Origin of the sequence: Streptomyces sp. NPDC014991 (assembly GCF_043080665.1) — a bacterium.
Classification (GTDB): Bacteria; Actinomycetota; Actinomycetes; order Streptomycetales; family Streptomycetaceae; genus Streptomyces.
This window is the reverse complement of sequence record NZ_JBIBVY010000008.1, coordinates 88,966-112,643: the sequence shown is the minus strand read 5'-3', so window position 1 is coordinate 112,643 and position 23,678 is coordinate 88,966. Positions and strand designations below refer to the sequence as shown.

Genomic DNA, 23,678 nt, shown 5'->3' with positions numbered 1-23,678 from the left:
ACCGGCCGGCGAGACACGGTTTACGCGGAACGCATGCATGTGCATAGCATCGGTCCCTCCATGAACACGATGACTCTCTGGCACCTCTCAGCCTGGCAGTTCGCCGCGCTCGCCGCCGCCGCCCTCCTCGTCGGCTTCTCCAAGACCGCCGTCAGCGGGGCCAACACGGTCAGTCTCGCGGTCTTCGCGGCGGTCCTGCCCGCCCGGGCCTCCACCGGCGTCCTGCTGCCCGTCCTGATCGCCGGCGACCTGCTCGCCGTCGCCACCTACCGGCGGCACGCGCACTGGCCCACGCTGTGGCGGCTGTTCCCGGCCGTCGCGGCGGGCGTGGTGGCGGGCACCCTGTTCCTGGTGTGGGCCGACGACCGGGTGGTGGGGACCTCGATCGGCGCGATCCTGCTGCTCATGGCCGGGGTGACGGTGTGGCGCCGGCGGACGGCCGGGACCCCTGAGGCGCCGGACGCGGTCACCACCCGGGCGGGCCGCGTCAAAGCACGCTCGTACGGCGTCCTCGGCGGGTTCACCACCATGGTCGCCAACGCGGGCGGGCCGGTGATGTCGATGTACCTGCTGTCCGCCGGCTTCCGCAAACTCGGCTTCCTGGGCACCTCGGCCTTCTTCTTCCTCATCGTGAACGTGTCCAAGGTGCCGTTCAGCGTCGGCCTCGGCCTGATCGACCGCCGCTCGCTGCTCCTGGACGCCGCGCTCGCGGTGTTCGTGGTCCCCGGTGCCCTGTTCGGCAAGTGGGCCGTGCACCGGATCAACCAGCGGCTCTTCGAGCAACTCGTGATCGCGGCGACCGTCGTGGGCGGTCTGCAACTGCTGCTCCGCTAGGCCCTCTCGTTCCGATCGTGCCGGGCTCGCGGGCCCTGGCACCGGGCCTCGCCGCGTTGTCGTCGGTTGCCCGTGGCCCAGCCATGGCGCCCTCCCGCGCCTTGCGGCGCACGGCACCAGGACCCGCTCCCTGATCCGGCCTGATCCGAACGAAAGACCCCAGCCGACCGGCTTCGTGGCCGAGCCGGGGCGACCCGGGCCACCGGCCGGCCCGTACGACCTCGTACGCTCACCTCCATGCCCGCGCACGTGCTGATCCTCGGCGGCACCACGGAGGCCCGCCGCCTCGCCGCCGACCTCGCCTCCCGCCCCGGGGTCCGCGTCACCACCTCCCTCGCCGGCCGGGTCACCCGGCCCGCGGCACTGCCCGGCGACGTACGGACCGGCGGCTTCGGCGGCCCGCGGGGGCTCGCCGACTGGCTGCGCGCGCACCAGGTGGACGCCCTGGTGGACGCCACCCATCCCTTCGCCGAGTCGATCACGGCCAACGCGGTCCGCGCCGCCCGGGCCGCGGGCGTCACCGCCGTCGTCCTGCGCCGCCCCGGCTGGCGGCCGGGTCCGGGCGACCGCTGGTACGACGTCCCGTCCCTCGCCGGGGCCGCCGAGGCCCTGCCGAGCCTCGGCCGCCGGGCGTTCCTCAGCACCGGGCGCCTCGGCCTCGCGGCGTTCGCGCACCTGAACGGCCTGCACTTCGTCGTCCGGTCGGTCGAGCCGCCCGAACCCCCCCTGCCGCCGGACACCCAGGTCATCCTCGCCCGGGGCCCGTTCACGGTCACCGACGAGACGGAACTCCTGCGCGCCCACCGCGTCGACGTCCTGGTCACCAAGGACAGCGGCGGCGCGGCCACGTCCGCGAAACTGACCGCCGCCCGCGACCTCGCACTCCCGGTGATCGTCGTCCGCCGGCCACCGCTGCCGGAGGGGGTGCGGGCCGTGCCGGACGTGGCGGGAGCGCTGGAGCGGCTGGGCCTCCCCGCGGGCCCGGGCCTCGGTGAGGGGTGGGGCGGCTCCGGCTGACAGGTGTGCCCGGCAGACACGTGCGTCTGGCTGACCGGTCGCGGGGCACGGGGGCCGGCCGGTGCCGGTACCGGGGTTGCCGGTATTGGGGGCGGCGGGTGGGCGCGGTTCGGGCGGGGTGCCGGTCAGTCCTGCCCGGGGTGGCGGCGCAGCAGATACGTGTCCATGATCCAGCCCTTGCGCTCCCGCGCCTCCGCCCGCAGCCGTTCGATGCGCGGACCGGCCTCGGCGAGCGGCCCGGAGACGAGGATCTCGTCCGGCGTGCCGATGTAGGCACCCCAGTAGATGTCCATGTCCTCGTCGGCGTACCGCCGGAAGGCCTGGTGGGCGTCCAGCATCACGACCACGTCGTCCACCCCCTCCGGGAAGCCCTCGGCCAGCCGCCGCCCGGTGGTGATCTGCACCGGCCCGGCGACCCGGTTCAGACCCGTGCGGTGCCGGGCGACCAGCGCGGAGACGCTGCTGATGCCGGGTATCACGTCGTACGCGAACTCCACCTCGCCCCGCTCCAGGACCTCCTCGAGGATGCCCAGCGTGCTGTCGTACAGCGCCGGATCCCCCCACACCAGGAAGGCGCCGGTGCCGTCCTCGTCCAGCTCCTCGGCGATCAGCTGCTGGTAGATCCCGGCGCGGGCGCTGCGCCAGTCCCCGACGGCCGGCGAGTAGGCCGCCCCGCCCGCCTTCCGGTCCCGGTCCGGGTCACGGGCCTCCACCACCCGGTAGGACCCCACCGGCAGATGCGCGTCCAGCATGTCCCGGCGCAGCCGCGTGAGATCGCTCTTCACCTCGCCCTTGTCGAGCAGGAAGAACACGTCCGTGCTCCGCAGCGCCCTGACCGCCTGGAGGGTCAGCTGGTCGGGGTCCCCCGCGCCGATACCGATGACATGAATCTTTCGCACGCCCCGAGTCTGCCGCATGCCACTGACAGCGCGTCCACCGCCTCCACACGCCCCGCGACGGCCTCCGGTCAGGGGCCCAGCCGGGGCGCCTCGGCCCGCGCGTCCACCGGTGCCGAGTCGTGCTCGACCCGTCCGGCCAGCTCCCCGGCCCACCGGGTGAGCCCCGGCAGATCCATCCCGTACGGCCGGTCCTCGCCCCGCCCGGTCTGCCATTCCTCGACGGCGCGCGCACCCCGCCGCAGCAGGCGTGCCCCGCCCCGGGTGTTCCCGCGGGCCGCGTGGGTGAGCCCCACGGCCAGCTGGGCCAGCCCCCGCCACAACGTGCGCTCGTCCGGCGGCCCCGACTTCCAGGCGTCCTCGAAGACCTCGTGCGCGTGGAACGGCCGCCCCGCCGTCAGCAGGGCCTGCGCCTCGACGACCGTCTCCCGCGGCGTTCGTACGAGCCCCTCCGGCTGCCGGGGCACACCCTCGGCGCCGTACGGCAGCGGCCGGCCGAGCCCGTCCCGGGGCCGCGCGTTCCGGGCCCGCCCGTCCACGTCCCGGTCCCTGGCATCCGATGCGTCCGCGTTCGTCATACGGCCGATTGTCCCCCGTTCCGCCCGGGCCTTCTTCGGCGCACTCCGGGGCGTGGGGTAAAGTGCTGTCCGCACGATCCCGCGGGGCACCGCGAGTGAGAGCAACGGGACGTGGCGCAGCTTGGTAGCGCACTTGACTGGGGGTCAAGGGGTCGCAGGTTCAAATCCTGTCGTCCCGACGGTGAAGTACAAGGTCAGAGGGGTCCTTCGGGGCCCCTCTTGATCGTTTCCAGGGGCGCCGTCTCACAATTTCTCACAAACGTTGTTGATCAAGGTCAGCCGAGCAGTTCGGCCAGCTTCTCCGAACCCGCCTTCAACGACTGCGGGTCGGGGTGCACGTAGGTCCGCTTCGTGAACCCGAGGTCCGAGTGACCGGCCCACGCGGAGACCACTGTGTCCGGCACCCCGTTGTTCGCCATCCACGACAGGCAGGCGTGCCGCGCGTCGTACAACCGCACCTTCCGTACGCCCGTGGTGGCCATCAGCTTGTGTGCCTCGCGCCGGAGCTTGTCCGTCTTCCACGGTCGCCCGAGGTCGTCCACGAGCACATAGCCGCTGTCCTCGTACGCCTCCCCTGCGGCCAGCTTCTCCGCCGCCTGAGCGGCGCGGAACGCCTTCAGCGCCCGCAGGACCGGCTTCGGCAGCGGCAGTGTGCGCTTCCCGGCTTCGGTCTTCGCCCCCTTCTCCACGACCTTGTTCCGCTGCCCCCTCTCCTGGGTACGGTCGTAGACGATCGTCCGCGTGTTGGTGCCGACGGCGATCGTCCCGGCCGTCAGGTCCACGTCCGGGCTCCAGCGGGCGCCGCACACCTCCGCCGGACGCTCTGCGATCAGGGCGAGCAGCATGGGGGCGTAGGACCGGTGTCCCTGAGTGCCCTCCAGGAACCGCTTCACCTCTTCCTCGTTCCACGGCTTGTGCGTGGCCGCGTTCTTCTGTGCCTTCTCCTTGGCCTGCTTCGAGATCGTCACGTGCTCCGCCACGTTGCGAACCACCAGGCCGCGCCGCACCGCGAGGTTCAGCGACGAGCGCAGGCGCCCAAGGGTGAGGCGCACCGACCGTATGCCGAGGCCCGTTCCAGGCTTGCCGCCGCGCTGGCGCCCCTCGGAAACCATCCAGTCGATGAATGCTTCCACGTCCTCTTCGCTCAACTCCTGGACGGGCTTGTGCCCGAGGTACTTCCGCACGGGCCGTAGGGCGTTGTCGTAGTTGCTGGCCGTGGCCTCTTCCACGTCTCGGGTGGCCGACTTCAGCCACAGGTCCAGCAGGGCACTGACGGTCATCTTCGCGGGGGCCACGTACGTGCCCGCGCTGCGCTGGTGGCGGATGCGGGCCAGCTCGTCCTTCACCTCGGTCTTGGTGTCCTTGGTGATGGTGAGCTGCTTCCGCATCATCTTCGGCTGGCCGGTCACGGGGTCGGTGATCACCCCGCCGGTGGCCTTGTCCGTCTGCGGCTCGTAACCGATGTCGATCACGGCGCGATACCTGATCTGGCCCCTTCGGTTGGGCGGCAGCTTCTTGATCGGGTCGGGCACGTCAGTCCTCCAGGTCTTCGGTGTGGCCGCAGTCGTTGCAGACGCGCGGGCCGGGGCCGCTGATCTCGCGGTTGTCGTAGGCGTGCTCACCACTTGCGCACGGGTCCAGCGGGGCGCCGGACGGCAGGAGCGATGCGGGCCGGACGCCGAGGACCGCCGCGAGCGCGGTCAAGTCGTCCACGTCGATACGCCGTTGACCTGCCTCCAGGCGCGTGACGCCGGACTGGGCGATGCGGCGCCCGAGGGCTGTCAGCCGCTCTGCCATCACCGTGGTGCTGATGCCCTGGCGTTCCCGCAGGTCACGGACGGTCAGTCCCACGTGCCTTGTGGTGTCCCCGAGGGGGTGTCGTGTTGGTTGCATGGCAGCAATGTAGCAGATTATGCCGACTGGGCATAGGAGGCGTTTAAACGGTCCCTAGACGGTCCTGTATGCAGGAAAGTTTGTAGGTTTCCCTGTCTCCGCTGATCAAGGACGCTGCCCTGCTACCGAGAATCGGACATTGCGGGCTCGTATCTAGTCTGACCTGCGCATCTAGTGTTCTGGACCCCCTCTGGTCGTGTGCGACGCTATTGGACAGCAAAGGAAATGCACGACAAGGAGGGAACGGAAATGGTAAACGCCGATGCGCCCACCCTCGCCGAGATCCGCACTACCTGGCCCGCCACGGTCAGCGTGGAGAAGTGCGCGGCTGCTCTCGGCATCTCCCGGGGGCACCTGTACGAGCTGATCAAGCGCGGCGAGTCCCCGGTGCAGTACCTCGCGCTGGGGAGCGGCCGGAAGGTCTTCCTGACGGCCTCACTCGTGCGGGTGCTGTCCGGTGACCCGGACCCGCATCCGCCCGCCCCGGCCGCGCTCGTGGCGGCCTGACGTGGCCTCGTTGCTCGAATCCCGCTTCTACCTCACCGCCGACTGCGGGGGCCGGGTGGAGACCAGCAACGGGCCCGACGGCCACCGCGTATGGGCGTGCTCGTCCTGCGAGATGACCGGCCAGGGCGAGGACAACGGCCGCACCCACGCGGCCGGATGCACCACCACCGGCGGCAACCTGCCGCATGACCACTGGAGCTGAACATGAACTACGCGACTGACGGAGGCGGCCGGATCGTGGCGGCCCCCGAGCAACAGGGCCCGCTGGCCAACATCACGGACGCCGAGATGTACGACGCGATCGACGCCGATTGGCAGGTGGACCTGTCCAACGCAGCCGACACCCGCGAGGTCTCCATGAAGCCGGAGCGCGGCGACCACATCGGCAAGCAGTACCGCACGCTGGGCGGCAACCTCGTCACCACCGCGCGCACCGCCGAAGGGGAGGTCTCGTACACCTACTGCTACGGCTGCGGGGAGCGCGACGAGATCGGCTACGGCTGGGACGACGTGGCGCGGGAGCGCGCCGAGGCCCACGCGGCGAAGTGCCGGGCGGTGTGACGTGTCCTGGACGCCCGTGGGCGGGGATGTGAGCGGCCCCCGGCAGGACGACTGCCCTGACGGCTACAGCACCCGCATGGGCGGCCGTGTGACCGTCCAGGGCGGCCGGTGGACCTGCTCCGGCTGCGGCCGGTCGGAGGCCGACGGCGACCCGCACCACGCCGCGCAGCATCACGGCCGGGAGTGCCTGGCCGTGTCCTTCAACGCACCCGGAGGTGCAGCATGACGAAGCAGCAGATCGCCCCGGTGAAGCGCGAGTTCCGTGCCGTCCACACGGACGCTCGGGTCACCGTCACCGAGGACGAGAAGGGGCCGCGCTGGGACTGCTCGGGGTGCGGCCACGGACGGCGCGAGGACGGGGCCCTGGAGGTGGCGCAGGACCACGCGGAGCACTGCGCGGTGCTGCCGCTGCCCTGACCCCGGAAACGCGAGAGCGGCGCCCCTGGAGGTGAACGCCGCTCTTGCTGACGAAGTGCAGACCGACCGCTGAGAGCCCGGTATCTACGCATTCAGGATACCGCCCCACTCGCCTGGTCTCCGGTCTCCCCAGACGATCCCCATCGGCCCGCACACCACACGAGACGACTCGCGCGGAGGGGCCGAGATGTTCAAGTCCAGCGCTCACGAGGGGCGCAACTGGAAGCCGTCCAAGACGGACGAGCAGTACAACGCGGAGATGATCCGCGACTCCTGCGACGCCTTCGAGGCTGTGGCGCGGGAGACGGGCCAGCCGGTCAACGAACTGCGGGCCGTCATCGCCCTGCGCCCCACCGAGGAGGGATCGCCGTGGACGTGACCCGCAAGGAGACGGCCGGAGAGCCGGAGCCCTCCGGCGGCCGGGCGCACGAGGTTCAGGCGAGCGCTCCGGCGGACCCGTGGGATGCCTTCTGGCGCCGCCTGGCCGAGCTGTTCGAGCAGCAGGCGGGGGGCGAGTCGTGAAGTACGAGAAGGGCGCTGAGCGCCCCGAACCGACCCCGGAGGCCCCCGAGTCCACCGACGCTGGGAACGGCGCTCCGGCGGACCCTGACGGCCTGCTGGCGGCGGCCCTGGCGCTCGCGGCCGAGGGTGTGAAGGTCTTCCCCTGTCACCGCGTGGTGGATGGGCTCTGCAACTGCGATGAGCCGTACTCGTGCAAGTCCCCCGGCAAGCACCCGCGCAAGTGGAAGGCCAAGGGCGGGGTGATCAAGAAGAACGGGTCCAAGGACGCCACGACCGACCCCGACGAGATCCGTACGTGGTGGCTGAAGTGGGGCGGCAAGCACGGCGCGCTCAACATCGGGCAGACCCTCGCGGGCCGCGCCGTGGTGGATGTGGACGTGGCCGAGGGAAAGCCCGGAGAGGCCACCTGGGAGACGCTGAGCACCGATCAGGACGTGCCCAAGACGCTCACGTACCGGACGGGGCGCGGGGGCCTCCAGATGCTCTTCCGGCTCCCCGAGGGGGAGACCGGCGGGAAGGCAGACGGCTACTCGAACACCCTCGGGACGGCCGTGGACTTCAAGACGGGGCCGCACGCGTACGTGATGGTCCCCGGCTCGAAGACGGACGACGTTTACACGGTCGTTCACGACGCTGAAACGGTGCCGCTGCCCGGCTGGGTGGCGGACCTGGCCCGCACTGCGCAGCCCGGTACGGGTGGCAGCGTGGTAGCTGGCCGGCCGCCGGGGTCTCAGCTCTCCGACCTGCTGTCTCTCCCTGCCGACGACCCGGCGCGCGGGAACAACTGGCTGGCGGCCGTGGCCGGGCACTACGCGGGCGACGCCTGGAAGTTCACCCCGCCGCGCGGGTGGTCCTGGTACTCGGACATGGTGCGCGCCGCCAACGCTGCGTCCGCCGACCCGATCGGGGAAGCGGACCTGCTGAAGACCATGCGGTCCATCTGGGACACCGAGACCCGGCAGCACGAGCAGGCCGAGGTGGCTGCCGTGGTGCAGTTGCTCCAGCCCGGCGGGGCCTTCTTCCACAACGTCCCCGAGGTACCTCCGGCAGTGTGGGGGCACGGCGAAGAGATCTTGTGGGCCGAAGGTGAGGCACTGCTGATCGGCGCCCCGCAGGGCGTGGGCAAGACGACGCTCGCGCACCAGATCATCCGGGCGCGCATCGGCCTTCAGCCGACGGTGCTCGGGTTCCCGGTGGCACCCGGTAAGCGGGTGCTGCTGCTGGCGATGGACCGCCCGGCGCAGACCCGGCGGGCCGGGGCGCGCATCTTCGCCGGGGACGACCCGCACCGGCTGAGCGAACGCCTCGTGGTGTGGGAGGGGCCGCCCCCGGCGGACCTCGCCCGCCACCCCGAAACCCTGATGCGCATGTGCGAGCAGGCCGGGGCGGACACCGTGGTCGTGGACTCGCTGAAGGACGCGGCCATTGGGCTGTCCGACGACGAGGTGGGGGCCGGGTGGAACCGGGCGCGGCAGTTCGCGCTGCGGGAGGGCGTGCAAGTGCTGGAGCTGCACCACACGGTGAAGCGCGGCGCGAACGGCGCCGAGCCGAACACCCTCGCGGACATCTACGGCTCCACGTGGATCACGTCGGGCGCGGGCTCGGTGATCTCGCTGTGGGGCGAGGCGGGTGACCCGATCGTGAGCTTGCGTCACCTGAAGCAGCCGTTCGCGGAGGTGGGCCCGTTCCGTCTGCTGCACGACCACACCACCGGCACCACGACCGTGCACCACACGGCGGACCTCGTGGCGCTGGCCGGTGCGAGCCGGGGCGGGATCTCCGCCCTGGACGCGGCGAAGGCGATCTTCGAGACGGAGAAGCCGAGCGCGGCGCAGAAGGAGAAGGCGCGGCGCCGCCTGGCCAAGCTCGTGGAGGCCGGGCAGTTGGAGGCGAAGGCCGGACCGACGGGCGCGGGCACGGCCTACCGAGCCCCGTCCGGCGCCCTGTTCTGACCGCCCGCACGGGGCCGTGCAGGGGTGCACGAACAGGTACACGCGGCGTTTTCGGCGTGCAGGTGCACGCGGGGCACGCCGGGTGCACGGTCCCGGCAAAGTCGCAGGTCACAGCTACACGCTCAGGTGCACGCGGTACACGCGGCCGAGGTGCACGTTTCCGCCCCCCCTGAAAGGGGGGCGGAACGCACAGCAAGATCCACAACAGACGAAGGAGCAAGATCATGAACCTGTCCATGATGCTGAGCGCCTGCGCCGGGAGCGCGGCCACGACCGGCGTGATGATGTTCAGCGCGTGGTGGCACGGCGCCCACCGCACTGTCCACCCCGAGGCGCAGCCGGAGACGGCGCCGGAGGACGGCCAGGACGCCACCGTGGTGCCGCTGGAGCGCCCGGTGGGCACCCGTCCGGTGCGGGGCGTGAACGGCCGTCAGGCGGGCGTGCAGGGCGCCCGGAAGGGAGCCGAGGCAGCATGAGCGCGAACAACCCCATGCGCGCGCCGTCAGGGCGCGGACCCCGTGCGCGCGTCCAGTCGGCCACCGGCGGCGGGACCGGCCCGGAGGCGCCCGAGGACGGCCGCTGCACGGCCCGTACGCGGTCCGGCGGCCGGTGCCGTGGCATGGCCGTCACCGGGGCCACGGTGTGCCGGATGCACGGTGGTGCAGCGCCGCAAGTACGGGCCGCCGGACAACGCCGGGAAGCCACGGCCGAGTTCCTGCGCACCTACGGGGACGTGGGCGGCCCGCAGGAAGACCCGGCGGTCGTCGTCTCCCGGCTCATCCGGCAGGCGGCGGGCCACGTGGCGTGGCTGCTGGAGCGGGTGCAGGAGACCGAGGCGGACGCCCTGGTGTGGGGCATGACCTCCGAAGTGGAGCGCCAAGGCGGGGAGTTCCCCGGCGTGGACACCACGTACAGCGCGGCCGTGAACGGCTGGGTGCGGCTGTACGGGGAGGAACGGGACCGGCTGCTGAAGATGTGCGACCTCGCGGCCCGCATGGGCGTGGAAGAGCGCCTGGTGACGCTGGCCGAGGTCCAGACGAAGATCATGTTCGAGGCGATGAACCGGGCGCTGGACGCCCTGGAGCTGACGGCCGCGCAGCGCGCCCGCGTCCCGGAGGTGATGGCCGGTCTCCTGCGGGGCATGGCCGCCGAGGGGCGGCCGGAACTCCCCGCCGCCTGAACGCCAGGAAGCCGTAGCCCGTGAGCGCTGCGGCTTCCTGCGTGTAACGAGAACCCAGGCGAGCCGATTGATCAATCAGATTCCTCGAAGACTCGTTTCACTACGTCATCTGGGCACCCCAGGATTCTCAGTGAATGAGCCCGTACTGCCAATTCGAGGATGCGCACCACTTCATCAAGTTCGAACGCATCGTAGCCTCGCGTGCCGTGCGCAAGGTTATTCCGAACGATGCGCAGCGCATTTGCCGGTGTTTTTACTGAGGGGTTGGACGTGGCCTCTGTAACGAGTGAGGTCGCCGCGATGCGGTCCATGATGTCAACAGGGAGCGCGCCAGTCATAGACTGCAATACGGCATCGAGGCTCGTGGGAGGATTCTTCGAAAGGAACTTCTTCAAGAATTGCATCACGTCGCGGTCAGCTACGCTGCTCAGGCTGTCAATGACCTGCTCTCGCTTGGATAGATGTCTAAGCCGGCGTTGGTCGTACTCGTTGCGGGTTTCGTATCCGTGCAGACCTTCCAATGCTTGGATTAGCAGCAAGAAGCGCGACCGTGGGTGCTGGTCGTGTGCGTGCAACATTGAGCCATATGTTTCCACCAAAGGGTGGTGCTCTGCTGAATATTTGCGCCATTCGAGAACCAGGTCCAAAAGGGATAGTTCGTCAGCTTTAGCTCTGATGGCACTCCGGTGATTCCTAACGTCTTTTTCTGAGCTAGCAAATGGAGCCTGCGTGATACCGGTGCCGTACACCTGGTACTGACCCGCAATGTCAGTCAGCCTTACTGCTACGTACGTCAGATCTTGGGGCTTACCAGTTGCGATTGAGCTGATCCGTCGGAGCGGCTCTATGAACTCGTCAAATGCAACCCGAAGCGATACGCCTCGTTGAAAGGTGACCGTCGCCACCGGGCTAAAACAAAGGCGAAATTCAAATCCGTCTGCGGTTCGCATTCGGCCGTTGTAGCCAACGGAAAGCTCCACGCCTTCCTTTTCCCACTCAGCTCGTGCTTCCAGGTTAAGATTAGCGCTCCACAAATCCTTGGGATTGTCCGGATGTATGCCTGGAGTCTGCACGCTCGCGATTGGCGCAGTTCCGGTAAGTGCATCGAGTGCTGTTATCTGAAATTCTATTGACGACACAAGGGGGATTTCATTGTCATGTTCGGGAGCCATTTGTGGGCTGCGCCGACCAAAGAATTCCCCACCTTTGCTCAAGAGGGCCGCGCTGCCAGTCACGTGCCCTTGGTTCATGGTCCAGTAAGTAATGTGGGCGTCAAGAAGGATTACTGATCCACCATTGGCCAATGTCCCTGATAGGACTGGAGCTTCTACAACCTGCGGGAAAGAGAAGGAGAACACTCCTTCTTGGGGCTCGTCGCGGTTTAGCGGAAGGCGGCCATACACGGAACCCTTTGGCGCACGGTTCGGCAGTACTTCCAGTTGGCCTGGGAGTTCAGTGCTGCCCCCATTTCCGTCGGGGATATTCCATGTGCACAAATAGTCATCCGGCTCGTATGACAGGCGCAGTGGAGTCTGCTGATCGGGCAAAGTTCCTCTTTCCTCGACGCCTTCGCTGAAGGCACTTTGCTAGCTTGACCGACCGAAAACGAGTGGCGTACCCCTAAGCCAGCAACAAGTGTCCGTAGTCGGCCAGTACTTCGCGCGCCTCGGGCACGTCCTCGTAATCCTTCAGCCGGTGGAGGACCGTCCGGGCCCGCTCCGCCGTGCGCTCCGAGGAAAGATCGCCGGACGTGTCGATGACGCGGCGCGCCTCTTCGGCGGCCTGCTCGGGCTCGTTCGCGTCGGCCAGCGCTACGGCCAACCATGAGCGGTACAGCGCGACCTCCCGGGCGTGCGTGGCGTCGTAGCGTCCCAGCACGTCCTGGAGCAGCGGCACCGCGCGCAGCGGGCGGCGCAGCTCGGTGAACACCCGGGCGTCCATGACCTCCAGCTCTTCGCGGTTCACCCAGTAGGCCCACGTCGGCGCGGGAGGGCCGTCCGTGGCGTCCAGGGCTGCGTGGGCCTCCCCGAGCGCCCGCAGGGCCGGTTGAGCCTCCCCGGCGCGCGTATGCGCCCACGCCACGCGGTCCAGGAACAGGGCGCGCGTCGTGGCCGGAGCATCCGGCCCGGCCTCGGAGACGGCCGCCTTCGCCAGCTCCAGCCCCTCCCGCTCCCGGCCGCTGTTCGTCAGGTGGTAGCCGAGACTGCCCGCGAGGTTCGCCACGAGCGCGCCGTCACGGGCCTGGCGGGCGGCCGAGAGTCCGAGCCGGTAGGCGTGCTCCGCGTCCTCACCCCGACCAGCGTCCGAAGCGATCCATCCGGCGATCTGCCCCAACTCCCCGATCTGCACGAGCAGGCCGCTCCCCGTCTCCTCGGAATGCTCGGACTCGCGGTACAGCCGGACGGCGGCGCGCAGCTCACGGAAGGCGGGGGCGATCAGGTCACCGCCGGACAGCACATCGTCCGCGAGCCGGATGCCGTGGACGCGAGCCGCCAGGCTGTCCACGGTGGTGGTGCCGATCCGACGGCCACAAGGGGTCGCCAGGGGCTCCAGCGCGTCCCCGTCGGGCAGCAGGTCCGCGAGGGTGGCCGCGACCCCGGGAAGGGTGGCCTGAGTGTCCCCCCGGGCGTACGCGGCGGCCTGCTCCAGCTCACGCAGCGGCACGCCTAGCACCTGAGCGAAGGTGGGGAGCCACACGTCCGGGATGCGCTCCCCACGCTCCCACCGAGAGACCTCGTTCCGCGTGATCGACTGGGCGCCCGACACGGCGCACAGCACGGCGGCGAACTGCCGCTGCGAGCGGCCGGAGTGCCGCCGCAGACCGGCGAGGTAGGCGCCGAACTCGCGGCGTCGCTCGGTGGTGTCGCTCATGGTGGCCCCCTTCCGTATCTAGTGTGGCCCCTCCCTGGCCCCCTGGTTGGCTCCTCCGCATGATCACGCCCCCCGGTTACCTGAACGCGAAGCGTCCCGGCGACCGCGCGAACGGCCCCGGGACTTGGCCGATCTGAGAGAGCAGACCGACATGCCGCAACCTACAACGCGGGCCCGGCCGACCGGGCACCCCGGGTACAGCGAGACCCTGCCGAGGCAACCCGAGAGCGCAGCCACCGCGCGGCGCCTGCTTCGTACCGCCTGTGCCGTCTGGGGGCTGGACGCATTGGCCGAGAACGGCGCCCTGGTCGTGACGGAGCTGGTGGCCAACGCCGTGCAGCACGCCCGGCGGGAGTCCATCCGGGTCGTCATTGACCGCACCGAGGCGGGGCGCGTGCGCGTCGGCGTCGTGGACTTCTCGAAGGTGCCGCCGGTGCGCAAGACACCGGGGCCGGAGGACGAGGACGGGCGCGGACTCGCGCTCGTGACGGAGCTGGCCGAGGACTGGGGAACCGATCCGCTGCCGTGGGGCAAGCGGGTCTGGGCAGAGCTGCAAGGGAAGGAAGAGGGATGAGCGGCGAACAGGGACGGGGCGCGTGGGTGGGCGACCTGGTCCATGACGAGGATGCCGACCGGCGCGGGATCGTCACCGACGTGCGCGGCGGCACGCTGTGGGTGCTGCGGCCGGAGTACGGAACGGGGCAGTGGACTTCGGAGAGCCCCGAGCGGCTGACCCTGCTGGAGGCGCGGCAGCACTGACGCACGACGAAGCCCCGGCCGGTGAACTCCACCGAGCCGGGGCTTCGTCGTCTCACGCAGGTCTCACAGACTGCGCGATACGAGCCGGAGAATCTGGCGCTGACCTGGACGTTTCCGCTCTCCCTGGATCTCACGGACCCTGGACGGTGTTTCGTTCACTGGGGGTCAAGGGGTCGCAGGTTCAAATCCTGTCGTCCCGACTCGTGAGAGTCGCGGATCAGGGCTGGTTTCGGAGGTGTCCGAGACCAGCCCTTCATCGTTTTTCGGGGCCGGTCGGGTGCCGGTGCCGACGGGTGGCACACCGGCCTGTACGGGGCCCGGGTCGTACGAACGCCGCCTCCAGCGTGAACGCCCGGGACCTTCTCGACGAACAGGGGCCATGCCGGCCGGCGCTCAGTGCCGTAGCGCCGCTGTGCCGGCCGCCGGGGTGACGCGTGCCGCGCTGCGGTACGTGCAGATGCCCAGGGCCAGCAGCCAGTAGCTGAGTGCGGCCCCCATAAGGGCGGTCGTGCCCCAGCCGTTCGCCGCGTAGAAGAACGCGGGGTCGTTGCCGAAGAACAGCGACGGTACGAAGGCCAGGTCGAGGCCGGCCAGGACGTACGCCGAGCGGCCGGTCCAGCGCGGCAGCAGACGGGTGCGGGTGACGGCGTGGCCGAGCGCGGCCAGGAAGAGCGCCAGCATGAGCCGGGAGATGGACCCGTAGAGGATGTAGGTGCCACTGACGTCGATGGTCGGGTCGATCGGGCGGTCGGCGGCGATGACCGCGCCTGCCTCGAGGCCCATCGAGACCAGGGTGACCGTGGCGTACACGAGGCCCGCCGCGAAGGCGATCGAGCCGGCCCACGCATGGTCCGGGCCGACTCGCTCGACGAGTTCCCGAAAGGCCGTCATGAACACGACCAGGCAGGCGAGCGCGAGGATCCCGATGAGCAGCCGGGACAGGACGTTGGCATCCGGCGGCGGGCCCGAGTAGAGGAAGTACAGCGGTACCTGGACGATGAGGGCGACCGCGGCGGCGACGGCGGCGAGGCCGGTCAGACGCCGGGCGAGTGCTTCGGACACGGGTCCCCCGAGTTCTCGGTATGGCGGATGAGGCGCCGGCGGCCGTGAGCTGGTGCTCGTGCCCGCCGACACCTGAAGCCTGCCGTTCCCGGGGCGCGCCTGTCCCTGGGCCTGAGCACCGGACCGGGGGTGGTCCGACCACCACCCGTACGGGTGTACCTCCACCCGGAGTGGATGAGGGGCGCACCCGCCGGCACGACGAAGCCCCGCCGGTGAGCACTTGCGTACCGGGGCTTCGTCGTGCCGGGTGGGGGACCGCGGTCAGGGTGCCACGGCTCGGCCGGTCTGTGGGGAGATCCGGCCGGCGCACAGGCCCTTGCCCGCCAGTGTCTGTGCGATGCGCGGGATCGCGGCGAGCGTGTTGGCGGGCCATTCGTGCATGAGGATGATCTGGCCGTTGGTCAGCCGGGACGCGGCCTGCACGATCGCGTCGGTGCTCGCGCCGTTCCAGTCCTGCGAGTCGACGTCCCAGATGATCTGGGTCAGACCGTACTTGGCCTCGACCGCCTGGAGGGTGGCGTTGGTCTCGCCGTAGGGCGGGCGGAACAGTTTCGGCGTACCGCCGCCGGCCGCGGCGATCGCCTGCTGGGTGCGGGACACCTCGGAGTCGATCTGTGCCTGGCTCTGCTGGGTGAGGTGGGGGTGGGTGTAGCTGTGGTTGCCGATCCACATGCCGGCGGCTGCCTCGGCCCGGACCTGGGCCGGGTAGGCGGCGGCGTACTGGCCCTCGTTGAACATGGTGGCCCGCAGGCCGTTCTGCCGCAGGGCGTTGAGCAGAGCGGGGGTGTGGGCGTTGGACGGGCCGTCGTCGAAGGTGAGTCCGACGTATCCGGTGCAGCCGGCGGCGTGTGCCGGGGCGGTCTCGACGGCGGCGGTGACGGTGCCGGCCACGGCCGTCGCGGCGACGGCCAGTGCGGTCAGCAGGGGGCGGTGTGCGGCGCGCATGCGGGTGGGTCCTCCTCGTGAGGGCGGCGTGACCGCGGTGGGGGGTGTGGGGGCCTGGCGGACGGGGGAGTTCAGCCGCTCACCGTGAGGTTGGAGTTCCCGCTGCTCTGGTATCCCTCGGTGGCGAGGATCATGTAGTAGCTGAAGCTGCCCAGCCGCATGCCGTAGCGGGCCCAGGCGTCGAAGTGGTTGCCGGTGGTGATGGTTCCGCCCGTCCTCTTCGACTGCCGCACGCTCCAGTACTGGTTGAAGGTCCTGGTGCCTTCCACGGAGGGGGCGTTGTACCGCGTCGTCTGGTAGACGTCGTAGGTGCCGCCGTCGCTGGAGACCGTGCCCTTGTAGGTCCCGGTGGGCCGGTAGGTGCCCCAGTTGTCGACGATGTAGTACTCCACGAGCGGGTTCGAGGTCCATCCGTACAGGGCCAGGTAGCCGTTGCCGGACGGGTTGAAGCTGCCCGAGTACTGCACGTTCCTGCGCCCGCCGTTGCTCCAGCCCTTGCCCGCGACGAAGTTCCCGCAGTTCGTCCAGGAGGTGCTGTAGTTGCCGCCGGATCCGAGGGTCATGGAGACCGACCCGCCGCCGTCGGTCCAGAACGAGTAGTAGAAGCCGTTGTTGGTGCCGGTCTGGTTGGTGGTGATGGTCGTGGCTGCGTGAGCGGTGCCCGGCAGCAGCAGCCCGGACGCGGACGTCGCCAGCGCCAGGGCGCCGGCACGGTTGATGAAGCCCCTGCGGCTCATCGGGCGGTCGAGGGCGTTGTCCATGTGGATGCTTCCTCCTGGTGAGTGCTGGGTGAGTACTGGATGAGCTGGGTGAGCGCGTGTGGGTGGCGGAAGGCCCGGTACCCGTGGGCCCGGTGGTGCCGAAGGCGGCTCCGCGGCAGACAGCCACCGGAACCCGAAAAGATGGCATGTCCACGCCATTTCGCGCGGTGTAGCCGCCCGGCGCCGGGGGAGGGGGTCGATTGCTGGAGAGTATGCGCCCGGCCCGAAACGGCGGTCAATGCGTCCGTTTCCGAAACTTCCTCGAAACTTAGGCCGTGATGGCCGGGGAAGGCGCCGAAAGATTCGGCCGCTCCTCGCTGGAGGCGTTGAGGGTGCATGGAGGTCTCGGCGCCCCGGTCGTTGAGCTGCCGGACCGATCATCGTGGGGGCGCAGGACCTCCGACGGCCCTTCGCGGGGTACGCGCGTGGCGCCGTAACGGCCTGCGTCACGACGGTTGACGGAGGGAGCGCGGCTGCTTACTGTCGCAACGCTCGGATCATGTTTCGAATGTTTCGAAGCCTCTTGAGGAGTGCTCGTGCCCCTGTCCCGCCTCGTCACGGCCGCCGTCGCGACGTCCTGCCTGGCCCTGCTTCCGCTCGTCACCGCGAGTCCCGCGGGCGCCTCGGGCGGCCCCGCCGCACCGGACCGTCCGCTGCGGCAGCTCGCCGCCGACGACCACTTGCGCGTCGGTACCGCCGTCGACATGTCCGCCCTCGCCGACGACTCCGTCTACCGCCGGCTCACGGGCTCCGAGTTCTCCGCCGTCACCCCGGAGAACGTCATGAAGTGGGAGTCGGTCGAGCCGCGCCAGGGGGAGTACGACTACGCCGCGGCCGACCACCTGGTCGACTTCGCGCGGCGGCACGGGCAGCAGGTGCGCGGCCATGTGCTGGTCTGGCACAGCCAGTTGCCGCCCTGGCTCACCTCCGGCGACTTCGGCGCCGACCAGCTCCGCGCGATCCTGCACCGCCACATCACCGACACCGTGCGGCACTTCAGGGGCCGGGTCTGGCAATGGGACGTCGTCAACGAGGCGTTCAACGAGGACGGCACCCTTCGCGACAGCATCTGGCTGCGCGCACTCGGCCCCGGCTACATCGAGGACGCCTTCCGCTGGGCACACGAGGCCGACCCGCACGCGCTGCTCTTCTACAACGACTACAACACCGAGTGGACGGGTCCGAAGAGTGACGCCGTCTACGACCTGGTCAGCCGGCTGCGCGCCGAAGGTGTCCCCATCGACGGGGTCGGCTTCCAGGGCCACCTCAGCATCCGGTACGACCTGCCCACCGGGATGGCCGCCAACTTCGCCCGCTTCGACAGGCTGGGACTGGACACCGCGGTGACGGAGGCGGACGTCCGCATGGCCGTGCCGGCCGACGACGCGAAGTCGGCCACGCAGGCCGAGGGCTACCGCCGCCTCCTCGACGCCTGCCTGCGCACCCCGCACTGCGTCTCGTTCACCGTGTGGGGCTTCACCGACCGGTACTCCTGGGTTCCCGGCACGTTCCCCGGCGAGGGCGCCGCCAACCTGTTCGACGAGGACTACCGGCCGAAGCCGGCGTATCGGGCGCTGGAGTCGGAACTGGCGGGCCGGGCACGCCCCCGGAGCGCCCACTGACGCGGGACGTCCGCTGCCCACGCGAAGCCGGGGCGGGCCTCGTACCGCTCCGCCCGGCCGGTCCGGTGACTACGGCGTGCCGGGGGGCTCGTGCAGGATGTCCCGGGTGATGTCGGCCAGTGACCTGCCCGTGCGGAAGGCTTCGGCGCGCATGAGGGCCAGCGCGTTCTCGGGGGTCAGTTCCCGGGTGGCCACCAGAGAACCGACGGCGCGCGCGGTGTCGAACCAGTGCGCGCGCACGACGTCGACCGGTTCCCAGGCCGGGGCCCGGTCCCCGGTGATGATCACGTTCCGGGTCGGCAGGAGCGCCGCAGCCACGGCGTCGGCCACCACGGACGCCCGCTCCAGCGACTCCTCGTCGAGGGCGTGGGGGCGGAGTGCGAGCAGGTCGACGGAGCCGAGGACGTAGTCGCCGAAGAAGACGGGCAGCGCGTAGACCGACTCCACCTGCGGCAGTTTCTCCCCCATGGCGGCCCCGAACAGCGGCCAGGGCGTCACCGCGCCGCGCAGCTCGTCCACCGCCACGGGCTCGCCCCGGTGCGCCGCGGCGATGCACGGCCCTTCCAGCACGGTGAACTGGATCTCCTCCAGCGTCAGCGCGGCGTCGTTCGAGGCCGCGAGCAGCTGGCGCGAGGGCGTGTCGGTGAGCAGCGACAGGGTGGCGCCGTCCATCCCGAGCCCGTCGGACACCGCCGCGCACACCCGCCGGGGGACCTCCGTCAGGGGCGCGCCGTCCGCGGCCTCCGCGACCATCCGCGCCGCCTTCGTCACATCGGGCGTCATCCCGGCCTCCGCGACTCGCGGGGACGGGGAGCGAGGGGGACACGCGAGAGGGCGCGCGCCGCGGACGGGACGGGCCGGGGGCACCGCCGGCGCGACGAGGGCGCCGGCTGACGAGGACAGACCATGTCCTCGGAGTACCCGGCCCCGCCGCCGGCACGCCGCGGTGGTACCGGGCCGGTATGCGGGTAGCCGATAGGCCGACAGACACAGACGGCCGAGTCGGTACAGACAAGGAAAATCGTGGACGGACGTTCGCTTCGCGCGGTGGGCTGGGCACGCTCACTTCCGCTCAACAGCCAGGTCAAGACGGCACGTGACTGGGCACGGTCCCATCTGGACGAGCTGGGCTGGACGGGCTCCGCCTCCGAAACGGCGGACGACGTGCTGCTGGTCGTGTCCGAGCTGGTCACCAACGCCCAGATCCACGCGCACAGCACCGCGCAGCTGGTGATGTCCTGGGACAGTGACTGCCTGCACATCGCGGTGCACGACACGTCGCCGGAGCTGCCGTCGCCCCGGCAGCCCGACACCCTCCAGCCCGGCGGGCGGGGCATCCTCCTCATGAACGCTCTCGCGGAGAGCTGGGAGGCCCGGCCCTGCCCGCACGGCAAGACGGTCATCGCCTGCTTCCGGCCCCCTTCTCCCGCGGACGACGGGCACCGCGCAGGGCGGTGACCGCGGCGAGCAGGGCGCCGACGGCGAGTACGACCAGTCCCCGCAGCCACACCCGGCCCTCGATCTGCGTGGCGAGCAGGACGCAGGAGGCCGCGCCGAGCACGGGCAGGACGGTCGGGGCCCGGAAGTGCCGCTCCGCGCCCGGGTCGCGGCGCAGTACGAGCACGGCGATGTTGACCATGAGGAAGACCACGAGCAGCAGCAGGACCAGGGTGGACGCCAGCGTGGCGACGCTACCGGTCAGTGCGAGGACCATCGCCGGGACGGTGGTGGCCGCGATGGCGGCCCACGGGGTGCGCCGGCCGGGCAGGACCGCGGCCAGGGGCGCGGGGAGCAGCCCGTCGCGGGCCATGCCGAAGGCGAGCCGGGAGGCCATGATGCCGGTCAGCAGGGCGCCGTTGGCGACGGCGACGAGAGCGATCGCGCTGAAGAGGCGGACGGGGACGCCGCCCGCCTCCTTGACGACCTCCAGCAGTGGGCCGCTGGAGGCGACGAGCCGTCCGGTCGGTACCGCCGCGGAGGCGGCGACGCCCACCAGGACGTAGACGGCTCCGGCGGTGGCCAGGGCGCCGAACAGGGCCCTGGGGTACGAGCGGCGGGGGTCGCGGGTCTCCTCGGCGACGTTCACGGAGGTCTCGAATCCCACGAACGAGTAGTAGGCCAGCACCGAACCGCTGAGGAGGGCGGTCGCGGCGCCCTTGTCCGCCGTGCCGAGCCGGGTGAGCCGTGCGGGGTCGCCGTCGCCGCGCAGCAGCAGCCAGGCGCCGAGGACCACGATGAGCACCAGCCCGCCCACCTCGATGACGGTGGCGACGGCGTTCGCCCGGGTCGACTCCTTGATGCCGCGCGCGTTGAGCAGGGCGAGCAGGGCGAGGAACACCACGGCGACGAGGCCCACGGGCAGGGACACGAAGGCCGACAGGTAGTCACCGCCGAAGCCACGGGCCAGGGCGGCGACGGAGACGATGCCGGCGGCGAGCATGCAGAAGCCGGCCAGGAAGCCGGCGAACGGGCCGAACGCCCGCGTGGCGTAGTGAGCCGCGCCGCCCGCCCGGGGGTACTTCGTGGCCAGCTCGGCGTACGAGGCCGCGGTCAGCATCGCCAGGACGAGCGCGACGAGCAGCGGTGCCCACACCGCTCCGCCCACGTCGGCGGCGATCTGGCCGACCAGCACGTACACGCCGGCGCCCAGGACGTCGCCGAGGATGAAGAAGTACAGAAGGGGCGTGGTGAGGGCCTGCTTCAGGGCCGGTCCGCCCGAGGCGGTCTCCGGTGCCTGTTCTCTCGCTATCGACATGTCGATCCGTGTCCCCGCCGGCACGCGAACCACGCCTGTTTCCGGCAGGCGGCCCGGGGCGTGTCTCTCCCGGGGCGCGTGTTCAGTGCGGCGCGGGCGGCGCGGCGGTGCTCTGCCGCACCACCAGATGCGTGGCCAGCTCGATACGCAGGGCGGCCTTGCGGGGATCGGCGGGCCGCAGCAGCATCCGGGCCGCCTCCTCGGCCATGCGCCTCAGCGGCTGCTGCACGGTGGTGAGCGGCGGGCTCGACCACCGGGCCGGCGGTACGTCGTCGTACCCCACCACCGACAGCTCCCGCGGGACGCTCAGTCCCAGCACCCGGGCCGCCTCCAGGACGCCGAGCGCCTGGAGGTCGCTCCCGGCGAAGATCGCCGTGGGCCGGTCCGGGCGGCGCAGCAGGTCCAGGGCGTGCTCGTAACCGCCCTGGACGTGGAAGTCGCCGAAGCGCACCAGCCGCGGGTCCGGTTCCAGCCCCGCCATCGCCAGCGCCGAGCGGTACCCGTCCAGCCGGGCCAGCGAGCACATCAGGTCCTCCGGGCCGGTGATGACGGCGACGCGTTCGTGTCCCTGGTCGGTGAGGTGGCGGGTGGCGGCCAGCCCGCCGGCCCAGTTGGCCGAACCGACGGAGGGTACGTCGGGATCGGGGTCGCCGGCCGGGTCCACGACGACGAACGGGATGGCCCGGGACCGCAGCCGTCTCTTCACGGCCTCCGGCACGGTGGAGAAGACCAGCAGCACCCCCAGGGGCCGGCGGCGCAGGACTCCCTCGATCCACTCGGGTCCCGGCGCCTGCCGTGTGCCGCTCTCGGTGAGCGCGACGGTGGCGCCGCTGCGCTGGGCGACGTTCTCCACGCCCCGGATCAGCTCCATCGCCCAGACGCTCTCCAGTTCGTGGAAGACGATCTCGATGAGCGGTGCCGGAGGCGGTCCCGGGGTGCGCCGACGGTAGCCGTGGGCCTCCAGCAGGCGCTCGACCTTGTCCCGGGTTGCCGGGGACACATCCGAACGACCGTTGAGGACTTTCGAAACTGTCGGAAGGGAGACGCCGGCCTCTCTGGCCACGGCTGCCAGGGTCACTCTGCGGCCGACCTCGTCTTCTGCGCCCATGGCCGCAGCATAAGGCATCGCGTCGGATAACGGTTTGGCCGCGTGCGTGCACGACCGTTGACCGATTCTTCGGTCTGCTCCTACTGTCCAGCCGCAGGACTTTCGGCTTTACTGTCGAAACTTTCGGAAGGCGGATGACCATGCGTACACGGATGCCCCGGGTGCTCGCCTGCGGCGCGACGCTCGCCCTGGCGGCGAGCCTCGCCGCTTGCGGAAACAGCGGGGGAGGCTCCTCGGACGACGGCAGGATCCACGTGCTGGTCTACGGGGACGCCAGCAACAAGGTCGAGAAGCAGATCGTCGACACGTTCAACAGGACGTCCGACGTCAAGGCCGTCCTCGACACCATTCCGGGCGCCGACTACCAGCAGAAGCTCCAGACGATCATCAACACACCGCAGGCGCCGGACGTCTTCTTCAACTGGGGCGGCGGCAGCATCCAGCCGTTCGTGAAGGCCGGGCTGCTGATGCCGCTGGACGACTTCGTGAAGAAGGACCCGGACCTGGACGACAAGTTCCTGCCTGCCGTCTACAACAGCGCCGTCGTCGACGGCAAGCCCTACGGCATCCCGATGCGCGGCACCCAGCCGGTCCTGCTGTTCCACAACAACGACGTCCTCGGCAAGGCGGGCGTGGACCGGCCCGAGACCTGGAACCAGCTGATCGACGCCGTCAAGAAGCTCAAGCAACAGGGCGTCACCCCCATCGCCCTGGGCGGCGGCGACCAGTGGCCGACACTGATGTGGTTCGAGTACGTCTACGACCGCGTCGCCGGCCCGGAGCTGTTCCAGAAGGCCCTGAACGGCGACAAGGACGCCTGGGCGAGCGCGGACAGCCGCAAGGCGCTCGGCATGCTCCGTGAGCTGGTCGACGCCGGCGCCTTCGGCAAGAACTACGACTCCGTGAAGTACACCAACGGCGCCTCGCCCGCGCTGGTGGCCCAGGGCAAGGCCGGCTTCGAGCTGATGGGCTCCTGGTACTACGCGCAGCAGCAGCAGGACGCCAAGGACTTCGCCGCCAAGGGCCTGGGCTACAGCGCGTTCCCGGCCGTCCCCGGCGGCAAGGGCGACCCGTCCGACGTCGTCGGCAACACCAACAACTTCTACTCGGTGCTGAAGAAGACCAAGCACCCGGAGGCGGTCGCCCGGTTCCTGAAGCTGATGTACTCCGACCAGTTCGTCAAGGCCCAGCTGGCCATCGGCAACCTGCCGACCACCACGAACACGCCGCGCTTCCTCGGTACGTCGGCCAGCCCCGCCTACTCCGGCTTCCAGTACGGCCTCGTCGCCAAGGCGAAGTCCTTCCAGCTGTCGTGGGACCAGGCCTACCCGCCGTCGGCCATGACGCCCATCCACCAGGCCGTCCAGCAGTTCTTCGACGGGCAGCTCGACACCGACGGCTTCATCAAGGCCATGCAGGCCCTCCCGGCCGAGTGAAC

Annotated in this window: 27 protein-coding genes, 1 tRNA gene and 1 pseudogene; 17 read left to right on the top strand and 12 right to left on the bottom strand. The window is 70.4% G+C overall.

The window, feature by feature from the left end:
• Window positions 1-60 precede the first annotated feature (60 nt).
• Window positions 61-834 carry a sulfite exporter TauE/SafE family protein gene (locus tag ACF1BE_RS15255; protein WP_392199489.1) on the top strand — a complete coding sequence of 258 codons (774 nt, stop codon included), beginning with the start codon at window positions 61-63 and terminating at the stop codon, window positions 832-834.
• A 237-nt stretch (window positions 835-1,071) separates the two neighbouring features.
• Window positions 1,072-1,851, top strand: coding sequence for a cobalt-precorrin-6A reductase (locus ACF1BE_RS15250; RefSeq protein ID WP_392199488.1), 780 nt, complete (start codon window positions 1,072-1,074; stop codon window positions 1,849-1,851).
• 125 nt (window positions 1,852-1,976) lie between these two features.
• On the opposite strand, the gene cobF is transcribed toward ACF1BE_RS15250, so the two are convergent.
• The gene (gene cobF, locus ACF1BE_RS15245; RefSeq protein WP_392199487.1) at window positions 1,977-2,750 is read right to left on the bottom strand and encodes a precorrin-6A synthase (deacetylating); all 774 of its coding nucleotides are present in this window, start codon (window positions 2,748-2,750) and stop codon (window positions 1,977-1,979) included.
• A 68-nt stretch (window positions 2,751-2,818) separates the two neighbouring features.
• Window positions 2,819-3,325 carry a DUF309 domain-containing protein gene (locus ACF1BE_RS15240; protein WP_392199486.1) on the bottom strand — a complete coding sequence of 169 codons (507 nt, stop codon included), beginning with the start codon at window positions 3,323-3,325 and terminating at the stop codon, window positions 2,819-2,821.
• Window positions 3,326-3,430: 105 nt separating this feature from the next.
• Between ACF1BE_RS15240 and ACF1BE_RS15235 the strand changes: the two genes are divergently transcribed.
• Window positions 3,431-3,504: transfer RNA gene (locus ACF1BE_RS15235), tRNA-Pro, on the top strand.
• 96 nt (window positions 3,505-3,600) lie between these two features.
• On the opposite strand, the gene ACF1BE_RS15230 is transcribed toward ACF1BE_RS15235, so the two are convergent.
• Window positions 3,601-4,857: a tyrosine-type recombinase/integrase gene (locus tag ACF1BE_RS15230; protein ID WP_392199485.1), complete on the bottom strand. Its 1,257-nt coding sequence runs from the start codon at window positions 4,855-4,857 to the stop codon at window positions 3,601-3,603.
• Between the two features lies 1 nt (window position 4,858).
• Window positions 4,859-5,218 carry a helix-turn-helix domain-containing protein gene (locus ACF1BE_RS15225; RefSeq protein ID WP_392199484.1) on the bottom strand — a complete coding sequence of 120 codons (360 nt, stop codon included), beginning with the start codon at window positions 5,216-5,218 and terminating at the stop codon, window positions 4,859-4,861.
• Between the two features lie 249 nt (window positions 5,219-5,467).
• Between ACF1BE_RS15225 and ACF1BE_RS15220 the strand changes: the two genes are divergently transcribed.
• The 9 genes from ACF1BE_RS15220 (at window position 5,468) to ACF1BE_RS15180 (ending at window position 10,357) form a co-directional block, all read left to right on the top strand.
• Complete coding sequence (locus tag ACF1BE_RS15220; RefSeq protein ID WP_392199483.1) at window positions 5,468-5,725, top strand: helix-turn-helix transcriptional regulator; 258 nt, start codon at window positions 5,468-5,470, stop codon at window positions 5,723-5,725.
• A 1-nt stretch (window position 5,726) separates the two neighbouring features.
• Window positions 5,727-5,927 (top strand): hypothetical protein, encoded by a 201-nt coding sequence (locus tag ACF1BE_RS15215; RefSeq protein WP_392199482.1) that lies wholly within the window; start codon window positions 5,727-5,729, stop codon window positions 5,925-5,927.
• A 2-nt stretch (window positions 5,928-5,929) separates the two neighbouring features.
• On the top strand, window positions 5,930-6,286 hold the full coding sequence (locus ACF1BE_RS15210) for a hypothetical protein (protein WP_392199481.1): 357 nt from the start codon (window positions 5,930-5,932) through the stop codon (window positions 6,284-6,286).
• A 222-nt stretch (window positions 6,287-6,508) separates the two neighbouring features.
• On the top strand, window positions 6,509-6,703 hold the full coding sequence (locus tag ACF1BE_RS15205) for a hypothetical protein (protein ID WP_392199480.1): 195 nt from the start codon (window positions 6,509-6,511) through the stop codon (window positions 6,701-6,703).
• A gap of 187 nt (window positions 6,704-6,890) precedes the next feature.
• On the top strand, window positions 6,891-7,082 hold the full coding sequence (locus tag ACF1BE_RS15200) for a hypothetical protein (protein WP_114014994.1): 192 nt from the start codon (window positions 6,891-6,893) through the stop codon (window positions 7,080-7,082).
• Window positions 7,073-7,225 carry a hypothetical protein gene (locus ACF1BE_RS15195; protein ID WP_392199479.1) on the top strand — a complete coding sequence of 51 codons (153 nt, stop codon included), beginning with the start codon at window positions 7,073-7,075 and terminating at the stop codon, window positions 7,223-7,225. The genes ACF1BE_RS15200 and ACF1BE_RS15195 overlap by 10 nt, the downstream gene beginning before the upstream one ends.
• On the top strand, window positions 7,222-9,177 hold the full coding sequence (locus tag ACF1BE_RS15190) for a bifunctional DNA primase/polymerase (protein WP_392199478.1): 1,956 nt from the start codon (window positions 7,222-7,224) through the stop codon (window positions 9,175-9,177). The genes ACF1BE_RS15195 and ACF1BE_RS15190 overlap by 4 nt, the downstream gene beginning before the upstream one ends.
• 224 nt (window positions 9,178-9,401) lie before the next feature.
• The gene (locus tag ACF1BE_RS15185; protein WP_392199477.1) at window positions 9,402-9,653 is read left to right on the top strand and encodes a hypothetical protein; all 252 of its coding nucleotides are present in this window, start codon (window positions 9,402-9,404) and stop codon (window positions 9,651-9,653) included.
• Window positions 9,650-10,357: an HGGxSTG domain-containing protein gene (locus tag ACF1BE_RS15180; RefSeq protein ID WP_392199476.1), complete on the top strand. Its 708-nt coding sequence runs from the start codon at window positions 9,650-9,652 to the stop codon at window positions 10,355-10,357. Before ACF1BE_RS15185 ends, ACF1BE_RS15180 begins: the two co-directional genes overlap by 4 nt.
• A 71-nt stretch (window positions 10,358-10,428) precedes the next feature.
• Here ACF1BE_RS15180 and ACF1BE_RS15175 read toward each other — a convergent pair whose 3' ends face one another.
• Window positions 10,429-11,904 carry a hypothetical protein gene (locus tag ACF1BE_RS15175; RefSeq protein WP_392199475.1) on the bottom strand — a complete coding sequence of 492 codons (1,476 nt, stop codon included), beginning with the start codon at window positions 11,902-11,904 and terminating at the stop codon, window positions 10,429-10,431.
• A 73-nt stretch (window positions 11,905-11,977) separates the two neighbouring features.
• Window positions 11,978-13,228, bottom strand: coding sequence for a helix-turn-helix domain-containing protein (locus ACF1BE_RS15170; protein ID WP_392199474.1), 1,251 nt, complete (start codon window positions 13,226-13,228; stop codon window positions 11,978-11,980).
• 151 nt (window positions 13,229-13,379) lie between these two features.
• On the opposite strand from ACF1BE_RS15170, the gene ACF1BE_RS15165 reads away from it, so the two are divergent.
• Together ACF1BE_RS15165 and ACF1BE_RS15160 are read left to right on the top strand one after the other, a co-directional pair.
• Window positions 13,380-13,802, top strand: coding sequence for an ATP-binding protein (locus ACF1BE_RS15165; protein ID WP_392199473.1), 423 nt, complete (start codon window positions 13,380-13,382; stop codon window positions 13,800-13,802).
• On the top strand, window positions 13,799-13,987 hold the full coding sequence (locus tag ACF1BE_RS15160; RefSeq protein WP_217383645.1) for a hypothetical protein: 189 nt from the start codon (window positions 13,799-13,801) through the stop codon (window positions 13,985-13,987). Before ACF1BE_RS15165 ends, ACF1BE_RS15160 begins: the two co-directional genes overlap by 4 nt.
• 393 nt (window positions 13,988-14,380) lie before the next feature.
• Here ACF1BE_RS15160 and ACF1BE_RS15155 read toward each other — a convergent pair whose 3' ends face one another.
• The 3 genes and pseudogenes from ACF1BE_RS15155 to ACF1BE_RS15145 form a co-directional block, all read right to left on the bottom strand.
• Window positions 14,381-15,049, bottom strand: coding sequence for a hypothetical protein (locus tag ACF1BE_RS15155; RefSeq protein WP_392199472.1), 669 nt, complete (start codon window positions 15,047-15,049; stop codon window positions 14,381-14,383).
• Window positions 15,050-15,313: 264 nt separating this feature from the next.
• Window positions 15,314-15,994 (bottom strand): annotated as a pseudogene (locus ACF1BE_RS15150) (polysaccharide deacetylase family protein); the annotation flags it as partial.
• Window positions 15,995-16,065: 71 nt separating this feature from the next.
• Window positions 16,066-16,755 (bottom strand): glycoside hydrolase family 11 protein, encoded by a 690-nt coding sequence (locus tag ACF1BE_RS15145; protein WP_392199471.1) that lies wholly within the window; start codon window positions 16,753-16,755, stop codon window positions 16,066-16,068.
• A 536-nt stretch (window positions 16,756-17,291) separates the two neighbouring features.
• Between ACF1BE_RS15145 and ACF1BE_RS15140 the strand changes: the two genes are divergently transcribed.
• Complete coding sequence (locus ACF1BE_RS15140) at window positions 17,292-18,377, top strand: endo-1,4-beta-xylanase (protein ID WP_392199470.1); 1,086 nt, start codon at window positions 17,292-17,294, stop codon at window positions 18,375-18,377.
• Between the two features lie 69 nt (window positions 18,378-18,446).
• Here the strand turns inward: ACF1BE_RS15140 and ACF1BE_RS15135 are convergent, their stop codons facing one another.
• Window positions 18,447-19,160 carry a GAF domain-containing protein gene (locus ACF1BE_RS15135; RefSeq protein ID WP_392199469.1) on the bottom strand — a complete coding sequence of 238 codons (714 nt, stop codon included), beginning with the start codon at window positions 19,158-19,160 and terminating at the stop codon, window positions 18,447-18,449.
• Between the two features lie 240 nt (window positions 19,161-19,400).
• Between ACF1BE_RS15135 and ACF1BE_RS15130 the strand changes: the two genes are divergently transcribed.
• Entirely contained in the window at window positions 19,401-19,835 is a 435-nt protein-coding gene (locus ACF1BE_RS15130; protein ID WP_392199468.1) for an ATP-binding protein, read from the top strand.
• On the opposite strand, the gene ACF1BE_RS15125 is transcribed toward ACF1BE_RS15130, so the two are convergent.
• On the bottom strand, window positions 19,777-21,132 hold the full coding sequence (locus ACF1BE_RS15125) for an APC family permease (protein ID WP_392199467.1): 1,356 nt from the start codon (window positions 21,130-21,132) through the stop codon (window positions 19,777-19,779). The genes ACF1BE_RS15130 and ACF1BE_RS15125 overlap by 59 nt on opposite strands.
• 82 nt (window positions 21,133-21,214) lie before the next feature.
• Window positions 21,215-22,240: a LacI family DNA-binding transcriptional regulator gene (locus ACF1BE_RS15120; RefSeq protein ID WP_392199466.1), complete on the bottom strand. Its 1,026-nt coding sequence runs from the start codon at window positions 22,238-22,240 to the stop codon at window positions 21,215-21,217.
• A gap of 134 nt (window positions 22,241-22,374) precedes the next feature.
• On the opposite strand from ACF1BE_RS15120, the gene ACF1BE_RS15115 reads away from it, so the two are divergent.
• Window positions 22,375-23,676: an ABC transporter substrate-binding protein gene (locus ACF1BE_RS15115; protein WP_392199465.1), complete on the top strand. Its 1,302-nt coding sequence runs from the start codon at window positions 22,375-22,377 to the stop codon at window positions 23,674-23,676.
• Window positions 23,677-23,678 lie beyond the last annotated feature (2 nt).